General features: G+C 36.9%; 19 protein-coding genes and 2 tRNA genes. 12 read left to right on the top strand and 9 right to left on the bottom strand.

Annotation, left to right across the window (positions count from 1 at the left end):
• Nucleotides 1-3: 3 nt before the first annotated feature.
• Nucleotides 4-651, bottom strand: coding sequence for an Ezrin/radixin/moesin family protein (locus tag JL102_RS16705; protein WP_202245580.1), 648 nt, complete (start codon nt 649-651; stop codon nt 4-6).
• 146 nt (nt 652-797) lie between these two features.
• Nucleotides 798-2,198, bottom strand: coding sequence for a class II fumarate hydratase (gene fumC / locus JL102_RS16700; protein ID WP_202245579.1), 1,401 nt, complete (start codon nt 2,196-2,198; stop codon nt 798-800).
• A 213-nt stretch (nt 2,199-2,411) separates the two neighbouring features.
• Between fumC and JL102_RS16695 the strand changes: the two genes are divergently transcribed.
• The 4 genes from JL102_RS16695 to JL102_RS16680 all read left to right on the top strand — a co-directional run bounded on the left by JL102_RS16695 (nt 2,412) and on the right by JL102_RS16680 (nt 6,628).
• Nucleotides 2,412-3,143: a LiaF transmembrane domain-containing protein gene (locus tag JL102_RS16695; RefSeq protein ID WP_202245578.1), complete on the top strand. Its 732-nt coding sequence runs from the start codon at nt 2,412-2,414 to the stop codon at nt 3,141-3,143.
• Between the two features lie 10 nt (nt 3,144-3,153).
• Nucleotides 3,154-4,230, top strand: a complete 1,077-nt coding sequence (locus tag JL102_RS16690) for a sensor histidine kinase (RefSeq protein WP_202245577.1) — start codon at nt 3,154-3,156, stop codon at nt 4,228-4,230.
• Nucleotides 4,205-4,951 (top strand): LytR/AlgR family response regulator transcription factor, encoded by a 747-nt coding sequence (locus JL102_RS16685; RefSeq protein WP_202245576.1) that lies wholly within the window; start codon nt 4,205-4,207, stop codon nt 4,949-4,951. The genes JL102_RS16690 and JL102_RS16685 overlap by 26 nt, the downstream gene beginning before the upstream one ends.
• A 138-nt stretch (nt 4,952-5,089) precedes the next feature.
• Nucleotides 5,090-6,628 (top strand): S8 family peptidase, encoded by a 1,539-nt coding sequence (locus JL102_RS16680; RefSeq protein WP_202245575.1) that lies wholly within the window; start codon nt 5,090-5,092, stop codon nt 6,626-6,628.
• An 84-nt stretch (nt 6,629-6,712) separates the two neighbouring features.
• Here the strand turns inward: JL102_RS16680 and JL102_RS16675 are convergent, their stop codons facing one another.
• Nucleotides 6,713-7,240: an RNA methyltransferase gene (locus tag JL102_RS16675; protein WP_202245574.1), complete on the bottom strand. Its 528-nt coding sequence runs from the start codon at nt 7,238-7,240 to the stop codon at nt 6,713-6,715.
• A 120-nt stretch (nt 7,241-7,360) separates the two neighbouring features.
• On the opposite strand from JL102_RS16675, the gene mutS reads away from it, so the two are divergent.
• From mutS to JL102_RS16660, 3 genes are all read left to right on the top strand, one after another.
• Nucleotides 7,361-9,976, top strand: coding sequence for a DNA mismatch repair protein MutS (gene mutS, locus JL102_RS16670; RefSeq protein WP_202245573.1), 2,616 nt, complete (start codon nt 7,361-7,363; stop codon nt 9,974-9,976).
• Nucleotides 9,977-10,102: 126 nt separating this feature from the next.
• Nucleotides 10,103-11,053 (top strand): acyl-CoA desaturase, encoded by a 951-nt coding sequence (locus JL102_RS16665; protein WP_202245572.1) that lies wholly within the window; start codon nt 10,103-10,105, stop codon nt 11,051-11,053.
• A gap of 345 nt (nt 11,054-11,398) precedes the next feature.
• A complete protein-coding gene (locus JL102_RS16660; protein ID WP_237390635.1) occupies nt 11,399-12,043 on the top strand; it encodes a hypothetical protein in 645 nt (214 codons plus the stop codon).
• An 87-nt stretch (nt 12,044-12,130) separates the two neighbouring features.
• Here the strand turns inward: JL102_RS16660 and JL102_RS16655 are convergent.
• The 5 genes from JL102_RS16655 to JL102_RS16635 all read right to left on the bottom strand — a co-directional run bounded on the left by JL102_RS16655 (nt 12,131) and on the right by JL102_RS16635 (nt 13,557).
• Nucleotides 12,131-12,215, bottom strand: a tRNA-Leu gene (locus JL102_RS16655).
• Between the two features lie 64 nt (nt 12,216-12,279).
• A tRNA-Gly gene (locus tag JL102_RS16650) sits at nt 12,280-12,355 on the bottom strand.
• Between the two features lie 98 nt (nt 12,356-12,453).
• On the bottom strand, nt 12,454-12,798 hold the full coding sequence (locus JL102_RS16645) for a phage holin family protein (RefSeq protein ID WP_202245571.1): 345 nt from the start codon (nt 12,796-12,798) through the stop codon (nt 12,454-12,456).
• Nucleotide 12,799: 1 nt separating this feature from the next.
• Nucleotides 12,800-13,009, bottom strand: a complete 210-nt coding sequence (locus tag JL102_RS16640; protein WP_202245570.1) for a YtxH domain-containing protein — start codon at nt 13,007-13,009, stop codon at nt 12,800-12,802.
• A gap of 11 nt (nt 13,010-13,020) precedes the next feature.
• Nucleotides 13,021-13,557 carry a YkvA family protein gene (locus tag JL102_RS16635; RefSeq protein ID WP_202245569.1) on the bottom strand — a complete coding sequence of 179 codons (537 nt, stop codon included), beginning with the start codon at nt 13,555-13,557 and terminating at the stop codon, nt 13,021-13,023.
• Between the two features lie 154 nt (nt 13,558-13,711).
• Here JL102_RS16635 and JL102_RS24025 point away from each other — a divergent pair, with 154 nt between their 5' ends.
• Entirely contained in the window at nt 13,712-15,085 is a 1,374-nt protein-coding gene (locus JL102_RS24025; protein ID WP_202245568.1) for an exonuclease domain-containing protein, read from the top strand.
• Here the strand turns inward: JL102_RS24025 and JL102_RS16625 are convergent.
• Nucleotides 15,066-15,767, bottom strand: coding sequence for a metallophosphoesterase (locus JL102_RS16625; protein WP_202245567.1), 702 nt, complete (start codon nt 15,765-15,767; stop codon nt 15,066-15,068). The two genes, JL102_RS24025 and JL102_RS16625, sit on opposite strands and share 20 nt — an antisense overlap.
• Before the next feature lie 143 nt (nt 15,768-15,910).
• On the opposite strand from JL102_RS16625, the gene JL102_RS16620 reads away from it, so the two are divergent.
• The 4 genes from JL102_RS16620 (at nt 15,911) to JL102_RS16605 (ending at nt 22,209) form a co-directional block, all read left to right on the top strand.
• On the top strand, nt 15,911-16,903 hold the full coding sequence (locus tag JL102_RS16620) for an AAA family ATPase (RefSeq protein WP_202245566.1): 993 nt from the start codon (nt 15,911-15,913) through the stop codon (nt 16,901-16,903).
• A 212-nt stretch (nt 16,904-17,115) separates the two neighbouring features.
• The gene (locus JL102_RS16615) at nt 17,116-18,387 is read left to right on the top strand and encodes a hypothetical protein (protein WP_202245565.1); all 1,272 of its coding nucleotides are present in this window, start codon (nt 17,116-17,118) and stop codon (nt 18,385-18,387) included.
• A 276-nt stretch (nt 18,388-18,663) separates the two neighbouring features.
• On the top strand, nt 18,664-21,486 hold the full coding sequence (locus tag JL102_RS16610; RefSeq protein WP_202245564.1) for a TonB-dependent receptor: 2,823 nt from the start codon (nt 18,664-18,666) through the stop codon (nt 21,484-21,486).
• A gap of 213 nt (nt 21,487-21,699) precedes the next feature.
• Nucleotides 21,700-22,209: a hypothetical protein gene (locus JL102_RS16605; protein WP_202245563.1), complete on the top strand. Its 510-nt coding sequence runs from the start codon at nt 21,700-21,702 to the stop codon at nt 22,207-22,209.
• Nucleotides 22,210-22,213: the final 4 nt, after the last annotated feature.

The following is a 22,213-nucleotide window of genomic DNA, read 5'->3' as shown; positions in this document are numbered from 1 at the left end:
AATTTATTCAGAGTCTGAAGGCCCGCCTGATGCGATAACTCCTTCTAGTACATCTTTTATATCTACTCTTGTACCATCTTTATAAGGAACGATCCAAGCATCTTTCACGCCCATTTCTCTTAGGTATTTTTTGAAAGTGTCGGCTTCCCAATAGTCTCTAAACTGGCCTAAAGTGATTTTTTGCATACCATCTTCACTCTCTCCGCTGAAATTCTCATTGTTATCAAAGTATTTTGAAAGATCTTTATTTCTAAAGGCTCCTACTTGTACTTTAAAAACTACTCCATCTACCATTTTACCGTCAGTAGATGGGGCTGAGGTAGCGGGAGCTGCTTGGGCATCTCTAAGCTCAGCTCTGGCGCTTGCTAAGTCATTTCTAAGTTTAGACATATCTTCTTGCAACTCACTTATTTTTGCATTTTGATCGCTTACTCTTGACTGTAAACCGGTGTTTTCATTTTTCAGTGAGCTTACTTCTCCTTCTAATGACTCTTTTGCTTCCACCAGTTGTTTTAGCTCTTCAGGGCTTTTTTTGTATTCTTTTGCTTTATTCTTCCACTCCTTTTCTTCGTCTTTTGAAAGCTGAGCATACGAACTTGTGACCCAAGCTACAGCCAATACCAACGTAAGTAATGCAGTTATTCTTTTCATATGTCTAAAATTTTAATTTTAGGCCGTTAAAAATGTAGGCCGCTTGTCTGAAATTTCTGCTAATTTATTGTTATTTCAGACAATTTAGTTTATTGCATTTTAAAAAATATTCGAAAATATAGTTAATATATTTAAGATAATGAAAATTACTTTTTCAAGCTACCTACCATATCTTCGGGTTTAACCCACTCATTAAACTCATCTTCTGTTAAAAATCCTGACTTAACGGCTTCTTCTTTCAGGGTGGTTCCATTAGTATGAGCAGCCTTAGCTATCTTAGCAGCTTTTTCATATCCAATGTGAGTATTCAGAGCAGTTACAAGCATTAAGCTATTATTAAGATGTTGCTCAATGTTTTTGTAATTAGGCTCTATTCCCACAGCACAGTTTTCAGTGAATGATACGCAGGCATCTCCAATTAGACGTGCAGATTGAAGGAAGTTAGCCGCCATTACTGGCTTGAATACGTTCAACTCATATTGACCTTGTAATCCACCTACAGAAATAGCTACATCATTACCTACTACCTGTGCACAAACCATAGTTAAGGCTTCGCACTGTGTTGGGTTTACTTTTCCTGGCATAATAGATGATCCTGGCTCATTAGCAGGGATGTTAATTTCTCCTATGCCTGCTCTTGGACCAGAAGCTAGTTGGCGGATATCGTTTCCGATTTTGTTCAAAGAAACGGCTAATTGCTTTAAAGCTCCATGAGACTCTACAATAGCATCATGAGCAGCCAAGGCTTCAAATTTATTTTCAGCACTTACAAAAGGAAGTCCAGTAAATTCAGCTATTTTTTCAGCCACCAAATCAGCGTATCCTTCAGGGGTGTTAATACCAGTGCCTACGGCAGTACCACCTAGGGCTAGCTCAGAAAGGTGTGCCAGTGTGTTTTTTAATGCTTTCAATCCATGGTCAAGTTGAGACACATAACCAGAGAACTCTTGCCCTAAGGTAAGGGGAGTCGCATCCATAAGATGTGTTCTTCCTATTTTAACAACATCTTTATATTCCTCTGATTTTTGTTTTAATGTATCTCTCAACATTTCAACTCCTGGAATGGTAGTTTCTACAATCATCTTGTAGCAAGCAATGTGCATTCCAGTAGGGAAAGTATCATTAGATGATTGAGATTTGTTTACATCGTCATTGGGGTGAATAGTTTTTTTAGAATCATCTAGTTTACCACCATTAATAACGTGAGCACGATTGGCTATTACCTCATTCGTATTCATATTGGATTGCGTACCAGACCCCGTCTGCCATATTACTAATGGAAACTGGTCATCATGCTTTCCTTCCAGAATTTCGTCACACACCTTAGAAATAAGGTTTTTCTTCTCTTCATCTAAAGCGCCTAAAGCGTGATTGGTATGGGCGGCTGCTTTTTTCAAATAAGCAAAACCATAAACTACTTCAAGTGGCATGCTGGCTGCAGCCCCTATTTTAAAGTTGTTCCTTGATCTTTCGGTTTGGGCTCCCCAGTACTTGTCAGCAGGTACCTTTACTTCGCCCATAGTGTCCTTTTCTATGCGATATTCCATGAATAAAGAGGTTTTTCTGTTTTTGGCAAAAATATAAAATATTTATTGCAGAGCGGTATAGAAGGGTATCTATTATGGGTATTATTATCATATATTAGCCGACTTTACAAGGAAAAGTTCGTTACTCACCGGTATATGCGCGTTGTTTACCGATCAGGCTCAACAGATAAGTTATGAATGAGGTAAAATAGAATATAATTAAACATTAAAATTATGAGCGAACATTCAAATAATGATAGGAGAGTATGGCTAGGAGTATTTCTGGTGATCATGGGCGGAACTTTGTTATTGCATAACCTTGATCTGATCCCTTATTTTATTCCTCATGTATTCATTTCAGTAAAAAGCTTATTTATATTGCTTGGTATTTACTTAATAGTTGGTCGTAAAAAACCAGAAGTCGGCGTTGTGTTTATTGCTTTAGGTGGTGTTTTGCTGGCCCGAGATCTAGGATGGCTACATCACTTTAATATATGGCAGATATTTTGGCCTGCTGTAATAGTCCTCATTGGTATATCGCTTATTACTCGTCGGGGTTTTAGGGAGAATAATAATAGACAGGGGGTTAGCTTTACAGATGACGAAAAAAAAAAGGGAATAGACTACATTGATGATTTTGCTGTATTTGGTGGGCATGAGATCAATATCGATTCTCAAAATTTTAAGGGAGGTAGGATAAATGCTGTTTTTGGCGGTTCTACTATAGATCTTAGGAATGCCAACTTATATCCTGGCGTAAACGTACTTGATCTTTTTGCTATGTTTGGAGGAACCTCTATTGTGGTGCCACCAGACTGGACAGTGCATGTGGAGGTTTCAGCAGTACTAGGAGGATTTAGTGATAAAAGGGTATCAGCCTTGAAGGTAGTACCAGACCCTCAAAAGATATTGGTAATAAAGGGCTTTGTAATGTTTGGTGGCGGTGATGTAAAGCTTACCAGATAATTAATAAATAATGAAGCATCCACTTGTAAACAAGAATATATTCATTTATCTGTTAGCTTGGGTAATTGTAGCCCTTACTCACATTAGTATTTTACATTTTCATTATGAGATAGGTTGGCTTCAAGCTTTTTTGGATAGTGCTGTTTTTAATTTGTTAATGGCTGCATTGGGCCTGAGTTATTGGTACGTTATTCAATTTGTATCTCCGGCACAGCAAGGGCTTGCTACCAGCATAGTGAGCATAGCACTTTCATTACTGATCTCTTTGTCACTTATAGATTATATTGCCTTTCTTATTATTAGTCAAATTTTTTCAGACGATCAGGTTTATATAGACCTTTTATCTGGTACTATGCCCTGGAGGTTGCTAGTAGGAATACTTTACCTGCTCATTATTATTATGGTTTATTATCTTTTGAAGTATAATACTGACCTTAATGAAAGAGAGCAAAGAGAGAGTGAAATGAGGGATTTGCTTAAGCATTCTGAATTGGAAATGCTAAAATTTCAAATCAATCCCCATTTTATATTTAACAGTCTTAATTCAGTGAGCTCTTTAACTATTACTGAACCTGAAATAGCTAGAGATATGGTTATTAAATTGTCAGATTTTCTACGTTCTTCGTTAGGTAGAGATGCCCCCGAAAGCCATAATTTGAAAGAAGAGCTTTTACAAATGAATTTATACCTGGATATTGAGAAAATTAGGTTTGGAGATAGGCTATGTATAAAAAACGAGATAGATAGCCAGTGTGAAAACATGACCTTGCCTAATATGATACTTCAGCCATTATATGAGAATGCAATTAAGTATGGCATATATGAGCAATTGGAGGAGGTAACTATTCATACAAAATGTACCTGCGATGATGGTAATCTTAAGATTGCTATATCAAACAGCTACGATTCTGAATCTGTACCTTTAAAAGGAAAGGGAATAGGTCTGCGAAATGTCCGAAACAGGCTTGAGCTTATCTATGGAATACCAGGGCTAGTTACTATTCAAAAGGAAAGAAGACGCTTTACAGTTATTTTACTCATTCCACAAAATCTAATAACTAATGATCAAGTCGCTCGTAATAGATGATGAAAAATTAGCCAGAGATGTGATTTCGGCATATTTAAAGGATCAGCCGGATATTGAGGTTATAGCTGAATGTAGCAATGGCTTTGAGGGAGTTAAAGTTATACAAGAAATGAAGCCTGATCTGATTTTCTTAGACATACAAATGCCTAAGCTTACAGGTTTTGAAATGTTAGAGCTGTTGGATGAAGTGCCTGTCATTATTTTTAGTACTGCTTTTGATGAGTATGCTATTAAGGCTTTTGAAAAAAGTGCTGTGGATTACTTATTGAAGCCCTATTCAAAACAGCGGTTTGAAGAATCATTAGCAAAGGCAAGAGTGAAATTAAAAAACCTGGAATCTTCACCTATAACTATGGATGCTTTGCTGGAAGAAAAGCGGCAGGAGGTTGAGCAGTTACAAAGAATAGTAGTAAGGTCAGGAAATAAAATAGTGATTATTCCCACAGCTAAGCTGGATTATATAGAGGCTCAAGATGATTATGTGGCCTTGTATAGTGAGGGGAAGAAATACTTAAAGCAGATAACTATGAAATATCTGGAACAGTCTCTTCCTGCAGCTGAGTTTGTAAGAGTACATCGTTCCTATATTGTAAGGGTAAGTATGATTGATCGATTAGAACCCTATACTAAAGATAGTTATGTAGCTATATTGAAGGATACATCAAAAATATCAGTAAGTCGTTCTGGCTATGCATCCTTAAAGGAAGTGCTTAATTTTTAGTGTTTTAGCACTCGGATCATTTAAAAAATTTTATTCTGCTTCTTTCAGTAAAATTTAGTTGCTTTTTCTGTTAAAAGTTTTCATATTGGATTTAGAAATCGATTGCGGTTGATTTTTGTTCCACCTAAACCCAGGCTAATGAGAAAGTATTTGGCTTTATTGGCAGTAATCTTTGTAGTTAGTTTTGGCTGTGATAATGATTCAGAGAATATTACGCCAGAAACATTTCTAGAGCCAGAACCCAGATTGCTGTCAAGAGAACAATTAGATAATATGATCATTTCCTCATTGCAAGAGAAAGATGAGTTTAGGTGGTCTCAAGCTTCTGATGAAGAGTTATTTAGCGCTCTAATGTTAGGAGATAGTATTCTGACGATAGGTTATCGTCCTACATCTGAAGAGAATATAGCTCGTAAAATGGCTTATATTGATGTAGAAGATGAGGTATGGCAAAAGGCCAGGCTAGATATTTTAAAGACTATAAAAGATAAGGGTGAGAATAGTGGCAAGTCGCTTAGAAGTGCTGACCTTAATCTTTTTGAGCACGCAGTGCTGCCTTTTATTGAAATTAAAATATCAGATTTTGAAATTATAAAGAGCATTAGGCAGCTTCCTAATGTGAGATATGCAGAGCCTTTGGGTTATGAAGTTAACTTCAGGTCTGCTGGCACGAATAACCGGGAGGAAAGCGATAGTGGTTGTAGCAATGATCCTGAAAATGGTCTTTCCCTCGATGATTATATGGTGATTTCACCGAATGCTAAAGTATCATGGAACTACAGTTTTATGAATATACCTCAGGCCTGGAATTACGCTACAGGACAAGGTATTACGGTAGGATTAATTGATACTGGCATTTCTGCAGGACAAGCTAAACTGAACAGTCAGTTTAATTCCGGTTATTCGAGCGGCAGATATGTTAACAAGTATGGATTTTACAATAGCAGTTTCTGGCCATGGGATACAGATCCGGATGGGCCTGATGACCAATGTGGGCATGGAACGGCTATGGCTGGTGTAATGGCAGCGCCAAGATCTAACTCTGGTTCTTCAGTAGGAGTGGCTTATAATGCTAATTTAGTAGCCGTAAGAGGTACAGGAGATGTGCTCGTAAATAGTGGTAAAGAGAAAACTGGAGTCTCAGATGCACTGGTTTTTCTGGGAGATAGAACAGGTGTGAAGATTATAAGCATGTCTATAGGAGATGTTTTCACTAATTCTAAAGTAGAGGATGCCATTAGATATGCATATGGAAAAGGCAAGTTGATATTTGCGGCAGCAGGTACTTCTACTTCTTTTACTAATTGGTATGGAGTGATTTTCCCTGCTTCTATGAGCGAGACCGTAGCTGTTACTGGTATAAAAGAAGGGCAATACGAAAGATGTGATGTTTGCCACTCAGGCCCTAAAGTGGATTTTACTATTGTAATGGAAAAGGCCTCTAATGATAGGCATGGATTAACCCTAGCTATGAGTGGTGATCAGCCATCAACCGTAGGCGGTAGTTCTGTAGCCACAGCTACTGCAGCAGGAATTGCAGCTTTGGTATGGTCTAATCATCCAAATTGGAATCGAGATCAAGTTTTAAATAAACTTAAAGAGACGGCCGATCTGTACCCTAATCGAAACTCGGAATATGGCTGGGGTACAATTGATGCGTTAGCGGCTGTTAATTAAGTTCTCTCTGGTTTGATTTGTGGACGGTAGTTACCGACCATGTTTTTAGTTTGGCCCGATAGAAGATCGGGCCTTGCTTTTTTTTTAAGACAGTTTATTGTAAAAATCCCAAATGGTTATGCCTAGGCTTACCGATATGTTTAAGGAGTGTTTGGTTCCATGTTGAGGTATTTCTAGACAAACATGAGCTTTTGATACTACTTCTTCACTTACACCAAATACTTCATTGCCAAAAACTAAGCAGTACTTTTTGTTCTTTTCTGGTTTGAATTCATTTAGAGCAATACTTTCATCTACTTGCTCTATAGCTATTATCTCATAACCTTCAGCTTTTAAATCATCTACAAGCTTAGGAGTATCTTCTGCGTGCTCCCAGTCTACAGACTCAGTAGCTCCCAATGCCGTTTTAGTTATTTCTCTATGTGGTGGTGTGGCTGTTATGCCTCCCAGATAAATTTTTTCTATAAGAAAGGCATCTGATGTTCTAAAGGCTGATCCTACATTATTCATGCTTCTGATGCTATCAAGCAAAATAACGACAGGAAGCTTCTCCGCTTCTTTAAACTCTTCTACTGTTTTTCGATCTAGCTCTTCATTGGCTAATTTTCTCATCCTGCAAAAATGCGGTATTTTCGAGCTTTATAATAATTTAATGTCAATTAGTGTCATTGAATATAAGTTGTTAATACTCTCAAAATAGTTAATCTTTGTGGTGAAAACGGAACCCTATCCATGGCTAAGAAAAAAGAAGCGAAAGAGACTCCATTAATGAAACAATATAATGCAATAAAAGGCCGGTACCCCGGCGCATTATTGCTTTTTAGAGTAGGTGATTTCTATGAAACATTTGGTGAAGATGCGGTAAGAGCCAGTAAGGTTCTTGATATAGTACTTACTAAGAGAGCCAATGGTTCTGCTTCTCATATTGAATTGGCCGGATTTCCTCATCATTCTTTAGATACATACTTGCCAAAACTGGTTCGTGCAGGTAACAGAGTAGCTATATGTGATCAGCTGGAGGATCCCAAGTCAGTAAAAGGAATAGTCAAAAGAGGTGTCACTGAGCTTGTTACACCCGGACTTTCTTTTAATGATAATGTGCTGGAGAAAAAAGCCAATAACTTTTTAGCTTCAGTTCATTTTGATAAAAATGGAGCTGGCGTTGCTTTTCTTGATGTTTCCACCGGAGAGTTTATGGCGGCACAAGGGTCAATGGACTACGTCTCTAAGCTTTTTCAAGGTTTTTCTCCTTCAGAGGTAATTTACTGTAAGGCTGCAAAAAAGCAGGCTGAAGAGCTTCTTCAGGATGAATACATTACCTTTTCTTTAGATGAGTGGATATACGGTTTGGACTTTGGCTATGAAAAATTAATAAACCATTTTCAAACCTCTTCTTTAAAAGGATATGGCATAGAAGGAATGGATCATGCCATCATAGCTGCAGGAGCCATTTTACATTATCTCGAGGAAACGGAGCATAGGGAAGTGAAACACATTTCGGCTATTTCCAGAATAGACGAAGATAAGTATGTATGGCTTGATAAGTTTACAATTAGAAATCTTGAACTCATATTTCCTCAGCATGATGGTGGAGTTCCTCTTATAGATATATTGGATTGTACGGTTACGCCAATGGGCTCTCGTCAGTTGAAGAAATGGATGGTTTTGCCGCTTAAGGAGATTAATGCTATTAATCAGAGGTTGAAAATAGTTGAGGGCTTTCATCAAACTCCTGATTTGCAGGAAGAGGTGCAGAAGAACTTAAAAAATATTGGTGATCTGGAGCGGTTGATTTCAAAGGTAGCTGTTGGTCGGATTAATCCTAGGGAAATGAATCAGCTCAAAAAGGCAATGCAAAACACGCTGCCTATTAAAACTACTCTTCAAAACAGTGATTTTGATGAGCTAAAAAAGCTGGCTGACCAACTAAACCCGTGCGAGTTTTTATTGGAGAAAATAGAAAATGAACTTAAAGAAGATGTGCCTATAAACGCTTCAGTAGGAGGTCTGATTAGGGATGGAGTAGATGAAGAGCTTGATGAGTTGAGAAAGATAGCTTATTCAGGAAAAGACTATTTGGTGCAGATTCAGCAAAGGGAAAGTGAAAGAACAGGTATTCCTTCTTTAAAAATTGCCTATAATAAAGTTTTTGGCTATTACCTGGAAGTGAGTAATGCCCACAAAGATAAGGTGCCGGGAGAGTGGATAAGAAAACAAACCTTGGTTAATGCAGAACGCTATATTACGGAAGAGCTTAAAGTATATGAAGAAAAGATATTAAATGCCGAGGAGAAACTGTTTATAATAGAACATCGTATTTTCAATGAACTAGTGCTTAATGCTGCAGATTATGTTACCCAAATTCAGCAAAATGCGAGGGTTCTTTCGGTTATTGATTGTCTTTCCTCTTTTGCCCAGGTGGCTCAGGCTAATAAGTACGTGAAGCCTAATGTTAATGATTCTACTACGATAGATATTAAGGAGGGGAGGCATCCTGTTATAGAAAAGCAGTTGCCAATAGGTGAGACATATATTCCCAATGATGTTTTTATAGACAATGATAATCAGCAAATTATTATTATAACCGGGCCAAATATGGCCGGTAAGTCTGCTTTACTTCGGCAAACAGCCTTAATTACCCTTATGGCTCAAATGGGATCTTATGTGCCGGCTAAAAGTGCCTCAATTGGTATCGTGGATAAGGTCTTTACAAGAGTAGGAGCATCAGATAATTTGTCTAAAGGAGAATCTACCTTTATGGTGGAAATGACGGAAACAGCCAGTATTCTTAATAACCTAAGCGATAGAAGTTTGGTGCTGATGGATGAGATTGGTAGAGGTACCAGTACATATGATGGTGTTTCTATAGCGTGGTCTATTGTGGAATTTTTGCATAATCACCCTGATTATAGAGTGAAAACCTTATTTGCCACCCACTACCATGAATTAAATCAGTTAGAGGAGGATTTTCCAAGAATAAAAAACTTCAATGTCTCGGTGAAAGAGGTGGGAGATAAGATCATTTTTATGCGTAAGCTAAAGGAAGGTGGAAGTGAACATAGTTTTGGTATTCATGTGGCTCAGCTGGCAGGCATGCCCAATAATGTAGTGATTAGGGCTAATGAGATTATGCATTTTTTAGAGAAGGATAAAAATAAAAATGACACGAAGCAGAAGTTGGAAGAGGTGCCTAAGGCTAATTTCCAAATGAGTCTTTTTGAAGCTGATCCACGCTTTAAGGTGGTGAAATCGATGCTTCAGGAGCTGGATATCAACACTATCTCACCTGTAGAAGCTCTCCTTAAATTGAATGAAATAAAGACGGCTCTTGAAAAAAAAGAATCCTAAAAGGAACGTTTATTTTGAGCTTATGTTTTTTAGAAACATCACATGCGGTTTTTATGATTATTGTCATACTCAGGAAGCCGAATGGATTTTATAGTTATAATTGCAATTAATTTTAATTGACAAAAAATGTCAGAAGTAGTTTTAGAAAAAAGAAATAAACCCGTTCTGAAGCAAGAGATTGCTTTTGCTATTGTGCACCTTATGCCTTTGGCAGCAATTTGGACAGGGGCAACTTTATTCGATTGGATAGTTTGTGCCGCGTTGTATGTTTTTAGAATGTTTTGGATTACAGGAGGGTATCATAGATACTTTTCTCATAAATCATATAAGACCTCTAGATGGTTTCAATTTGTGATTGCTTTTATGGCACAGACATCAATGCAAAAAGGAGCACTTTGGTGGGCTGCACACCACAGGCATCACCATCGTTATAGTGATACTCCCGCTGATCCGCACTCTATGAAATTATATGGTTTTTGGTATTCACACATAGGTTGGATTATTGGACCCGATTTCAAAAAAACCGACTATAAGACCATTGGTGATTATGCTAAATATCCAGAACTGGTATGGTTGAATAAATATCATGCGGTACCGCCTATAGTGCTTGGTTTAGTAGTTACAATTGTGGGAGCCTGGGTAAATGGGGGTAGCCCATTGTTAGTATTCACACACCATGGCCTTTCAACATTGTTTATAGGCTTTTTCTTGAGCACGGTGATACTTTATCATGGTACTTTTACCATTAACTCTATTATGCACAAATTTGGTAAGCAAAGGTATGAGTCAGGAGATGATTCTAAAAATAGTCTTTGGCTGGCTCTTCTTACTTTGGGTGAAGGGTGGCATAATAATCATCACTACTATCAGGTGGCTGCAAGAAATGGGTTCTTTTGGTGGGAGATAGATATCACTTATTATGGCCTAAAAATGCTAAGCTGGCTGGGTTTGATTTGGGATTTAAGAGGAGTGCCTAAGCATATTTTACATTCAAAAAATAAAGAGCACGCAAAAGATCTCTTGCTGAAACAAGAGAAAGGGGCTGAACAGGAACCCACGTTACAGCAATCAGCTTAAATAGAAGTTATTTTCATAAAAAAATCTGCTTATGCCAAAGCAGATTTTTTTTTGCTTTTATAATTGCTCTCCATTGATTTTGATGAGCGGTATAATAGTTTTAAATAAAATTGGTTTTATTAATAGGATAAATCCTGAGGGATGGCATTGTTCTATTTTAAGTTTTGTTATAATATCAATGTTGAAATGGAGTCCTTTTTATGTAATTCTTTACTCTAGGATTATTGGTATATCTATAAAAAGGATCAGCTATCTTTTTTAATATAATAATTATCAAACTTTAAGTCTATTTTTTAGGTTACTTTAATACGTTGAACTCTATAAATTTGTAAAACCCATATCATTTTGTATATAAAGAAATATCTAATCGCGTTTTTGTTGTTGTGCCCTCTTATGCTTCAAGCTCAGAAGAAGAAACTTTCTGATGAGTACTATGAGAATAAGAAAATCCCCGAATCGTTAGCTGTGCCTATTAGAGAGGCACTATCTTTATATCCTGAGCTCAAAGACATTTCAATAGACTTTTTGTTTAAGGAGCATATTAATAATGCTGTGATGCAGGCGCAGCCTCGCGTAAGAAGTTTGTTTAAAAACAAATATAAACGCGTATATAAAGTGAAAATGCAGAGGATGATTTCCTTGAATGATTCATTAAAATCTATTAGCACTTTACCTGATGATATTATAGTGGGCTGGGTTGCTCATGAGTTAGGTCACATCGTAGATTATCTGAATAGAAGCTCTATGCAAATGGTAGGTTTTGGTATGCGTTATTTTACTTCCCGTAGATATTTAAGAAGAGCAGAGCGCAGAGCTGACACGTACGCTATTCAGCATGGTTTTGCTGATTATTTGATAAAAACAAAGAAGTATATCCTTATGAGAGATGATCTTCCAGCTGATTATAGAGCTAGGATAGATAATCTATACATTTCTCCAGAAGAAGTTCATGATATTGAGCAGAGCGTTGATCCTGCTACTACGTTTTAATCCTGCTCTTACTGGTAATCGTTGATTTAACAGAAGAGCTTAAAACACAAAACCCCTGAAAATCTTATCGATTAACAGGGGTTTGAGTACCCGGGGCGGGACTTGAACCCGCACGGACACAATGTCCACAGGATTTTAAGTCCTGCGTGTCTACCAATTCCACCACCCGGGCGTAAGCTACAGCGTAGCCTAAATTTATCTTAAAAAGAAAGCCTGCTCGTGTGCAGGCAATGTTTTGGAGCGAGAAACGGGATTCGAACCCGCGACCCCGACCTTGGCAAGGTCGTGCTCTACCAGCTGAGCTATTCTCGCTTTTAAGCTCCTCACTAGCTATCTTGCTAAGTGGACTGCAAATGTATAAAAGCCTTTTTAATTTACAATGGGTTGCCCAGAAAAAATATTAATTTTTTTTATAGAAAGTCTTGACCTCCGAATAAATATTGAGTGAACTCCTTCATTTTCTGGAAGATAATGTTCTTATTCCTCACTAAAAAAAGAAGTATAAAAACACCTACATATATTAGAGAGACTGTAAGATAGCCCAGCAGTTCTGATTCCATTACCTCGTTTAGGTAGAGAGCCAGGCAAATGCTGGCAAAGAGCACAGCAAAGCATAGCACTACCATCATTACCATAACAAAGGCAATTTTTGAAATGGCTTGTCCCATCTCTTCTTTTACTTGGGTTTTTAGCTTGTCTACTTTGTGCTCTACAATATCGATAGGCTTACGTGCTATGCGGCTGAGAAATGACATATTATTTAGTAACCTTTTCTGCTTCTTGTTTGAGAAGTTGTGCTTTTTCAGCCCCATAATTGACTAAATCATTAGCCACATCTTTCACAGTGCCTTCTATTTTTTTATAAGTTTCAGAGCCTTTTTCTGGGGCTAATAATATACCTAATACTGTGCCTATACCAAGGCCTGCAGCCAAACCTGCTAAAAATTTTACATTTTCATTGTCCATAGTTGTTGATTTTATTGGTTATCGTCTATATTAATTGAACTTACTGATTCCCAGTTTTCGAATTCTTCTATCTCTTCCTTTAAACCATTGTATACCCAGACTATTACAGCTATATCGTCTGCTAGTCCTAGTATAGGTATGAAATCAGGAATGAAATCCAGCACCCATACGAAGTATACTAATCCTCCTACTACTCTTAGTAAAGCGCTGGTAGGTATTTTAGTATATAAACCGTTATAATAGGCCTTAATCATCCTTATCAGTACAGCGGTTTTATGTTTGAATTCGCGCTGAATATTATTTCTGTTACTCTCCTCTTTCAGTTTCTCAAAAGCATGCTGAAGAAGACGGAATATTTTACTTTTACTATAAGATATTTTTTCTGCAATACTCATAGCCAATGCAAAAACCTTTGATTCTAAAACTGCTGTTAATTTTGAATTATCAGTTTGGGAATCTTGTTCTTTACTCGCCGGTTGTTGTGTAAAGCTTTTAGCTTCAGTTTGTGCTCCGGCTTTGCTGTTGGTGGTTGTTTTAGTTGTAGCCATGTTGATTTAAGTTATAAATATCGTGCCTCAATTAATTTAACTAAATAATTGAAAAATTGCAGTCCAATGGCAGAATTATAATTTTTTAACAGCTCAGAGCTGTGGATGTTTAGAATACTTTTGAGGGGAAACTCTACAATTTAGATTTAGAAAAGTGTACGCAATAGTAGATATAGAAACAACAGGAGGCTTTGCTGGTAGTGGTAGAATTACGGAGGTAGCCATAGTTATTCATGATGGAGAGAGGGTTATTGATACCTATGAGTCTCTTATTAATCCTGAGCAGTTTATTCCGTCTTATATTTCGGGGCTTACAGGCATAGACCAGTCTATGGTAGAATCAGCTCCGCTATTTAAGGAAGTGGCAGAAGAAATGAGTGAGATGCTTGCCGGCAAAATATTTATAGCTCATAATGTTCACTTTGATTATTCATTTTTAAAAAGAGAATTTGAGAATGTAGGCATTGAGTTTAATCCTAAAAGGTTATGTACCGTAAGGCTTAGTAGAAATGTTTTTCCGGGCCTTAGATCCTATGGTTTAGGTAATTTATGCGAGCAGTTAGATATTAATATTGAAAACAGACACCGTGCAGGAGGTGACGCCCAGGCCACTGCTATTTTATTTGAAAAAATAATTAAAACAGCTCCGGAAATAGTGGAGGCTGCTTTAAAGAGAAATTCAAAAGAAACCACGTTGCCGCCAAATCTCCCGAAAGAGGAATATAGTAACCTACCTGAACTTCCGGGGGTATATTATTTTCATGATCAGCATGGTAATGTAATCTATGTGGGCAAGGCGATTAATATTAAAAAGCGTATAACTGGTCATTTTTCTGGTACTAGTAAACATAAACGGAACCAGTTTATAAGAAATGAAATTCATCACATTAGCTTTGAACTCACGGGTAATGAATTGGTGGCATTGCTTTTAGAATCTCAAGAGATAAAGCGGCTTTGGCCGAAGTACAATCAATCTCAAAAAGTAAAGAGTAACCCATGGGCTATTTACAAATATGAGGATAGAGAGGGGTATTTGCGTTTTAATGTGAGTAAAAGAGTGAAGGGATTAGCACCTCTAATGACTTTTCATGCCCATACTGATGCATGGCATTTTATGATTGATAAAGTAAAAGAGTTTAGTCTTTGCCCAAAATTATCAGGTATTCAAAAAACTGAAGGAGCCTGTTATGATCTGGAGTTAGGTAATTGTGGTGGTGCCTGTGATGGTAAAGAGCTTGCAGAAAATTATAATAAGAGAGTAATTGAGGCTATTTTATCTTTTCAGCAAGGAGCAGATAAATCTTTTGCGATACTAGGAGAGGGCAGAACTGAAGATGAACAGGCAGTGGTGCTAGTAGAAAAGGGCGTGTATCATGGTTTTGGTTTTTGTGAAAAAGGAATGCAGATGATGAACTTAGATGATATTAAAAACGTAGTTACGAACTATAAAACTACCGCTGAGATAGATCATTACATACAAAATTATACAAGCAGTGTGGAGGCTCAGATTATTGAGCTTGATGTTTAATACGGCCACTACCTTTGGGGTACATGGTATCTACTCGGTCGCTAATAAAAGTTTGTTTACTATCTATATCCATAAGTGATAGTACCCCGTTCCAGCCTGCACCGGTGTCCATAAACCAAACTTCGCAAGCTTTTATTGGGTGAAAAAGATCATAGTTATGAATAGGGGTATGGCCAATATATATTTCTTCGAATGAAGATAATTGTTGCTCAGTGTTGTTTTGGTAGGCATCAAAAGCTGTTTTGAATAGAGACCTGTCCCATAGAAATATGTTAGATCCTTGAGCTTCTAAAGGAATGCCTGGTTCTATTCCGGCGTGTACAAACAGTTTATTGTCTTCCCGATAGTATAGAAACGCTTTTTTCAGAAGGTTATAATGAGCTTCCGGCATTCCGTTAGAATAGCTGTTAATAGTGGCAGCTCCACCCTGATTAAGCCAGAGTTCATCGGGCTGATTTGTTCTTGCCCACTCTTCAGTCCAGAAATCGTGGTTTCCTTTTACTAGGGTTAGATTTTTTATTTTTAGCAGCTCCTCTATAGCCTTGTTAGTCTCTGGCCAACCGTCGCAAACATCTCCCAGGCAGATTAAATGATCTTCTTCATAAGAAAAATGTGCCTTTTGGAGGCATTGTAGCAAAGCCTTGTGAGCTCCATGAATATCACCTATAACAAATCGTCTCATATATTATTAATAAGATATGCAAATAAATGTTAAATATTAACCAGTTAGTCTTAAAGCCTAACCCTTTGTAAAAATTTTAACGCTAAATATATATTATTGCAATAGATTTACAGTTGTACTTATAAACTTAACCAATCTTAGGAATGGACGAATCAATATCTACATTAGATAAGAAAAGAGAGTATCAAGACAAAATAAAGAATGTATTTTCAGAAGTAGGAAAAGTGGTTGTTGGCCAAGAGGCTATGATAAATAGGCTTCTTATAGGGCTTTTTACCCAAAGTCATATTTTGCTTGAAGGGGTGCCTGGAATAGCAAAAACTTTAACTGTAAGTACTCTCGCTAAAGTATTGCATCTCGATTTTCAAAGGATTCAGTTTACGCCAGACTTACTACCTGCCGACCTTATTGGTACAATGATTTATAATCAAAAGTTAGCCAAGTTTGAAGTGAAGCAAGGCCCTATATTCGCTAATATGATTCTGGCTGATGAGATAAACCGTTCACCTGCTAAAGTACAGTCGGCATTATTAGAAGCTATGCAGGAAAAGCAGGTTACTATCGGTGAAACTACCTTTCAGCTTGATAGACCCTTTTTGGTACTTGCTACCCAAAACCCGGTAGATCAGGAGGGAACATACCCATTGCCAGAGGCACAGGTAGACCGCTTTATGATGAAAGTATATGTGGATTACCCTACTAAAGAACAGGAGCTGGAGGTCATGCGTAGAATTTCTAATATGACTTTTGACTATACAGTTAATACAGTGCTTACAAAGGAAGATGTATTCGCTATTAGAAATGAGATTAACAAAGTGACTATCTCTGAATCGCTGGAAAAATATATTGTAGAAATAGTTTATGCTACACGTGACCCTAAATCATATGGACTGAACAGGGAGGCAGAGTATATACAATTTGGTGTTTCTCCTAGAGCAACTATTAATCTGAATTTAGCATCTAAAGCAATTGCTTACTTTGAAGGAAGAGATTATGTGCTACCAGAAGACATTAAGGAAGTAGCTCCTGACGTGCTAAATCACCGAATAATACTAAACTATGAGGCTGAAGCCGATAATATAAAGACCCATCAGATCATCGATTCTATTCTTAGTAAAATACCAATTAACAATTAGTTAATATTAAGAATTTCCGAATACGACATTTAGGATATGTTATATAAAGCCACCTCAATTTGAGGTGGCTTTCTTGTTAATATTACCTTAAACTTTTCTTTATATTCTTTAACAAATCGATAATATGATGACCTGCTAGACTTAACAATAATTATCCACCTTTGAGGCACTAATTGAACCAGAAAGGAATTTAAAAACAAATTATTCTAGCAATGAAAAAAATTTTAAGTCTAGCAGCAGCTTTTGGAGCGATGTTCTATCTCTCTTCATGCGGTGACGATGATAATGGTGGTGTTACCCCCAATCCGGTAGCAGACACTGTTTTAACAGGTTACATTAAAAGTGATATGACCCTTACTAATGACAAAATATGGGTTATTGATGGTAGAGTTTTCGTTACTAACGGAGCTAAGCTTACAATCGAAGAAGGAACTATAATTAAAGGTAAAGAAGGTAAAGGATCAGCTGCCTCTGCTCTAACCATAGCAAGAGATGGTTTAATTGATGCAGAGGGAACTGCAGAAAATCCTATCATTTTTACAGCAATGACTGATAATATCAAAGTTGGTCAAAAGAGAGGTACTAATCTTGAAGTTACTGATAATCAACAATGGGGTGGTGTAGTGATTTTAGGCTCAGCTCCAATTTCTCCTAGTGCTGGTACTTCTGCTCAGATAGAAGGCGTTTCGGCAAGTGAGCCTCTAGGACAATACGGTGGAGATAAACCCGATGATAATCAAGGGGTGTTCAAATACGTATCTATCAGACATGGTGGAACCACTATAGATGCTGCTAAAGGTAATGATATTAATGGTCTTACTTTAGGAGGTGTTGGTTCAGGAACTCAGATTTCACACGTTGAAATATTTGCCAATTTTGATGATGGAATAGAATTTTTCGGAGGAACAGTAAATGTTTCAGATGTACTAATTTACGGAGTAGGTGATGATGCTTTAGACGTGGACCAGGCATATGCAGGAACAATTGATAACTTCATGATTTATACTGCCTCTTCAACTGATTCGGATGAAGGACTTGAGATAGATGGACCTGAGGGACCTGAAAATTCAGAAGGTAAATTTACGATTAAGAATGGTACTATAACTTCTGTAGATGGAGGAGGTAGTGCTGCCGATTTCAAATCTGAGCCTCAAGGTACTGTATCAAATGTGAAATGGGAAGGTTTTGATGGTGGAGCAACGCTTCAAATTAGAGCTAGCTTTAATGCTGATGATAACTGTGCCGCAGAAACCGATGCTTATACTAATTTAATCGACGGAGTTTTGGTATTCAATAATGTGAAATTCGACGCTTTCAAAGTATATGATGAAGATGGCAAGGATGAAAATCCTGATGAGTGCGATTTACCTATCGATTATCAAGCTAACGCAGAAGATATGGCTACTAGCTCGGAAGCCACTGGTGCTACTGATGCAACTGCTTTCAATAGCTGGACAATATCTTCTATCTTGGATTTGTTATAATTAGAATGATTTAAAGTTACTCCAAAATATTGGAGTAACTTTTTCTTAAGTACCTAATATTATCACAGTGTTAACACTGTGATATTTCTTTATTATAGGATTATCAGGAAATAGTCAGTTATTTACTTCGATCGGTACTTGTCATCTTTGGCACTTAGGTTAACTCAGTGTTAACTTTTGGTAACTCCAACTTTAAAAATTTAAACTTTTGGTAATTGCCGTTTTCCCAAGGGCATAGATGTTCACATTAGCTTTGCAGCAAATTTCAGAAGTGATATGAAAAAATTATTAACTACTTTTATTTTAAGTTGTACAATACTTACAGCTGCTTTTGCCCAGAAAGGTTTTTTGAGGGGTAAAGTAACAGATGCAGAAACCGGTGAGCCTTTAATTGGTGCTACCATTTCTAAGCAAGGAAGTACAACTGGGTCGGTGGCAGATTTTGAGGGTAACTACTCTTTGTCTTTAGAGCCTGGAAATCATACTATTACGGTGCAGTTTGTTTCTTATCAAACTAAAACTATAGCCGATGTAGTAATTGAATCAGGTAAGGTGAACAAGCTAGATATATCTTTAGGATCTGATGTGGAGGAGTTAGCGGAAGTAGTGGTTACTGCTCAAGTTATAAAAGATTCAGAGGCTGCAGTGCTTACGTTGCAAAGAAAGTCTGCCAATGTTTTGGATGGAGTTTCTGCGCAAACCTTTAGAAAAACAGGTGATACTAACCTTTCTAGTGCTATAGGCCGGGTAACTGGTGTAGCAGTGCAAGGAGGTAAGTATGTATATGTAAGAGGCTTAGGAGATAGGTACACCCGTACTACACTTAATGGATTAAGTATACCTGGCCTTGATCCAGAAAGAAACGATGTGCAAATAGATATTTTTCCTACAAATGTTTTAGAAAATGTTATTGTATACAAAACTTTCAGCCCCGATTTAACTGGTGATTTTACTGGAGGTATTGTAAACGTTGAAACTAAAAGTTTTCCTGAAGAGAAGATCACTTCTATCTCTTTAGGTATGGGATATAATCCTGATATGCATTTCAATAAAGATTTTGTTACCTATGAGGGTGGAAAAACAGATTTTCTAGGTTTTGATGATGGTACTAGAGAGCTGCCAATAGATCCACAAAGCACCATTCCTTCGGAGGTTATGAATGATCCTAAGTTGGAGTCTATAACAAGAAGTTTCAATCCTGAAATGGCTACTAAGAGGCAGAGAAGTTTCATGAATACAAGCTTTTCTTTTAATCATGGCAATCAAATTGATAAAGGTAAATACCAGATTGGATATGGAGTAGTATTGAATTATCAAAATAATTACGAGTACTATGAGGATACCAGATTATCATCTTTGTATTTTAAAGATAGAGATCCTGGTATTCAAAGACTTGACCTGCAAGAATATAAGAATGGAGATTTGGGAAGACAGAATGTTTTATGGAGTGGGTTGGTTACAGCTGCTATAAAAAATGCCAATCATCAATTAAGCCTTAATTTCCTTAGAACGCAAAACGGTATTACAGAATCAGCTGATAGAATAGGGCAAGATGTAGAGGAGACAGGTCAAAAGGTATATGAAGATATTCTTACTTATTCTCAAAGATCTGTAACTAATGGCATGCTAGCCGGTAAGCATCGTTTTGATAAACTTTTATTTGAATGGAGTAATTCATATACAGTTTCCAGAGTTTATGATCCTGATTTTAGATATACCTCTATTGCTGAAGTGCCTTCGCCAAGTGGAGATGGAGAAGTGACTTACTCTATTGCTGGTGGACAAGGAGGAAGTGTTAGGCGTTTTTATAGGGACTTGAATGAAGATAATGAAAATTTCAAATTGGACCTTACCTACGATTTGGCAGAGAAAAATAAAATTAAGGCAGGAGGTATGGCTCTTTATAAATGGAGAGAGTTCAATGTCTATAATTACTTGGTTCAAAGTACTTCAAGCAGAATAGAAAATGACCCATCAGTGCTGTTAGAGCCGGATAATATTTGGACTCCTGAGACACAACAAGGAAGCTATTTAACGGGTAATTATGAAGCTCCTAATAATTACGAGTCACGCTCTCAATTATTTGCCGGTTATTTAATGAATGATATCACCCTATTTGAAGATTTAAGAGCAATCTACGGAGTAAGGCTAGAAAAGGCTAATATGTTCTATACTGGGCAAGATAGAATAGGAGTAAATATATTGGATGATGCCCAAACGCTTGATGAATTGAATATTCTGCCTGCTTTGAACCTTGTATATAGCTTAAATGAAAACACAAATTTAAGAGGTTCATACGGTAGAACTTTAGCGAGACCATCTTTCAAAGAAAAATCTAATGCTCAGATACTAGATCCTATCACAGGCCTTTACTTCAGTGGAAATATTGATCTGGAGCAAACTATGATAGATAACTATGACTTAAGAATTGAGAATTTCTTTGGTAATGGTGAAATGGTTTCATTATCAGGATTTTATAAGAAGTTTGATGGTCATATTGAGCTAACTAGATTTGAAGATCCTGTAAACGAATATAAACCTAGAAATATTGGAGGTAGCTATGTTTATGGTCTTGAACTAGAATTCAGAAAAAATCTGACTTTCTTACAAGGGTTGTCTACCGGAGCTAACCTTTCATATACTAAGTCAGCAGTGGATATGACGGAAGTAGTGGTAAGTGATGCACAGGGCACAACAGAATACGAATCAAGGTTGGCTCAGGCCAGAGAAGGAGAAAGTGTGGATAAAACTAGGGTTATGGCTGGTCAGGCACCTTATCTTATAAACGCTTTTATTAACTACTCTGATTACAAAGGTCTAACAAGCATTAACTTATCTTACAACGTTCAAGGTAAGAGCTTGGCTGTGGTAGGTGTAGGTCAGGTTCCTGATGTATATTCTCGTTCTTTTAATTCATTGAAATTGAACGTTTCAAGAAAGCTTGGTAATAAAAAGAATTCTACAGTTACTTTGAGAGTTTCTAATTTACTAGGAGATAAGCAGGAGCAGTATTTCGAGAATTATGATAATCAAGAAGAATTGTTCTCAAGGTTTGCCCCAGGAAGAACTTTTACCTTAAAATATGCTTATACTTTTTAAGTATAGTTAATATATGACATTGAAGCCCGGAGTTTTACTTCGGGCTTTTTTATGCTTTTATTTTTTCAAAAGAGCATGTAGGTCCAGATGTATATTTAAATTAATCATTAAGTAATCTATAAATATATAATATAATGATAATTTATTGAGATTAAATATTGAATTTATCTAAGCTATATTTATATATCAATTTAAACCAAAATAATAAGATTTATGAAAAGCTTATTTTCTTCTATTTTCACATTAATACTGTGCGCTATGTTCCTTGTCTCTTGTGATGAAAATGAGAAAGACAACTTTGAAATACAAGAAGTTGATCTAACATCATTAGTAGGCAAGGTTGAAACACGACAAGCATCTGAGAAAGAATTATCTTCTTTAAAGCATCCTGCTAATTTTTCCAGAGTAGGGTGTACTTTAGATGATGATAAGGATTGTGGTGATGCCGTGGAAGAGGTAGAATACTACATTCAGAATTGTACCACTTACCCTAAAAGCTGGCCTCCGTCAGGTGTAGTTAAAACTTATTATAAAGGCTTAGCATTCTATGTAGATAGTGATAGCGATATTAATCTAGATCAATATCAGGATGATTTACAAGCGCATGTAAATCAAATTATATCAGTGGAGGGCTCTGCTGCATTTATATCAGGAGATGTTATATCATGGCCTTGTAATAGAGGCAATAACGCTGGTGTAATTGCATATACCGTTTATAAGTAAATCC

Source organism: Fulvivirga sediminis (assembly GCF_016757215.1).
GTDB lineage: Bacteria > Bacteroidota > Bacteroidia > Cytophagales > Cyclobacteriaceae > Fulvivirga > Fulvivirga sediminis.
Note: the sequence above shows the minus strand (reverse complement) of the source record. Positions and strands in the feature narration are given on the sequence as shown.

Excerpts from the sequence above, each read along its gene's own strand:
- JL102_RS16705 (WP_202245580.1), bottom strand. The coding sequence starts at position 651 with ATGAAAAGAATAACTGCATTACTTACGTTGGTATTGGCTGTAGCTTGG.
- JL102_RS16635 (WP_202245569.1), bottom strand. The coding sequence starts at position 13,557 with ATGGCTACAACTAAAACAACCACCAACAGCAAAGCCGGAGCACAAACT.
- JL102_RS16695 (WP_202245578.1), top strand. The coding sequence starts at position 2,412 with ATGAGCGAACATTCAAATAATGATAGGAGAGTATGGCTAGGAGTATTT.
- JL102_RS16640 (WP_202245570.1), bottom strand. The coding sequence starts at position 13,009 with ATGGACAATGAAAATGTAAAATTTTTAGCAGGTTTGGCTGCAGGCCTT.
- JL102_RS16625 (WP_202245567.1), bottom strand. The coding sequence starts at position 15,767 with ATGAGACGATTTGTTATAGGTGATATTCATGGAGCTCACAAGGCTTTG.
- JL102_RS16605 (WP_202245563.1), top strand. The coding sequence starts at position 21,700 with ATGAAAAGCTTATTTTCTTCTATTTTCACATTAATACTGTGCGCTATG.
- JL102_RS16610 (WP_202245564.1), top strand. The coding sequence starts at position 18,664 with ATGAAAAAATTATTAACTACTTTTATTTTAAGTTGTACAATACTTACA.
- JL102_RS16665 (WP_202245572.1), top strand. The coding sequence starts at position 10,103 with ATGTCAGAAGTAGTTTTAGAAAAAAGAAATAAACCCGTTCTGAAGCAA.
- JL102_RS16675 (WP_202245574.1), bottom strand. The coding sequence starts at position 7,240 with ATGAGAAAATTAGCCAATGAAGAGCTAGATCGAAAAACAGTAGAAGAG.
- JL102_RS16645 (WP_202245571.1), bottom strand. The coding sequence starts at position 12,798 with ATGTCATTTCTCAGCCGCATAGCACGTAAGCCTATCGATATTGTAGAG.
- JL102_RS16690 (WP_202245577.1), top strand. The coding sequence starts at position 3,154 with ATGAAGCATCCACTTGTAAACAAGAATATATTCATTTATCTGTTAGCT.
- JL102_RS16685 (WP_202245576.1), top strand. The coding sequence starts at position 4,205 with ATGATCAAGTCGCTCGTAATAGATGATGAAAAATTAGCCAGAGATGTG.
- fumC (WP_202245579.1), bottom strand. The coding sequence starts at position 2,198 with ATGGAATATCGCATAGAAAAGGACACTATGGGCGAAGTAAAGGTACCT.
- JL102_RS16615 (WP_202245565.1), top strand. The coding sequence starts at position 17,116 with ATGAAAAAAATTTTAAGTCTAGCAGCAGCTTTTGGAGCGATGTTCTAT.
- JL102_RS16680 (WP_202245575.1), top strand. The coding sequence starts at position 5,090 with ATGAGAAAGTATTTGGCTTTATTGGCAGTAATCTTTGTAGTTAGTTTT.
- JL102_RS16620 (WP_202245566.1), top strand. The coding sequence starts at position 15,911 with ATGGACGAATCAATATCTACATTAGATAAGAAAAGAGAGTATCAAGAC.
- mutS (WP_202245573.1), top strand. The coding sequence starts at position 7,361 with ATGGCTAAGAAAAAAGAAGCGAAAGAGACTCCATTAATGAAACAATAT.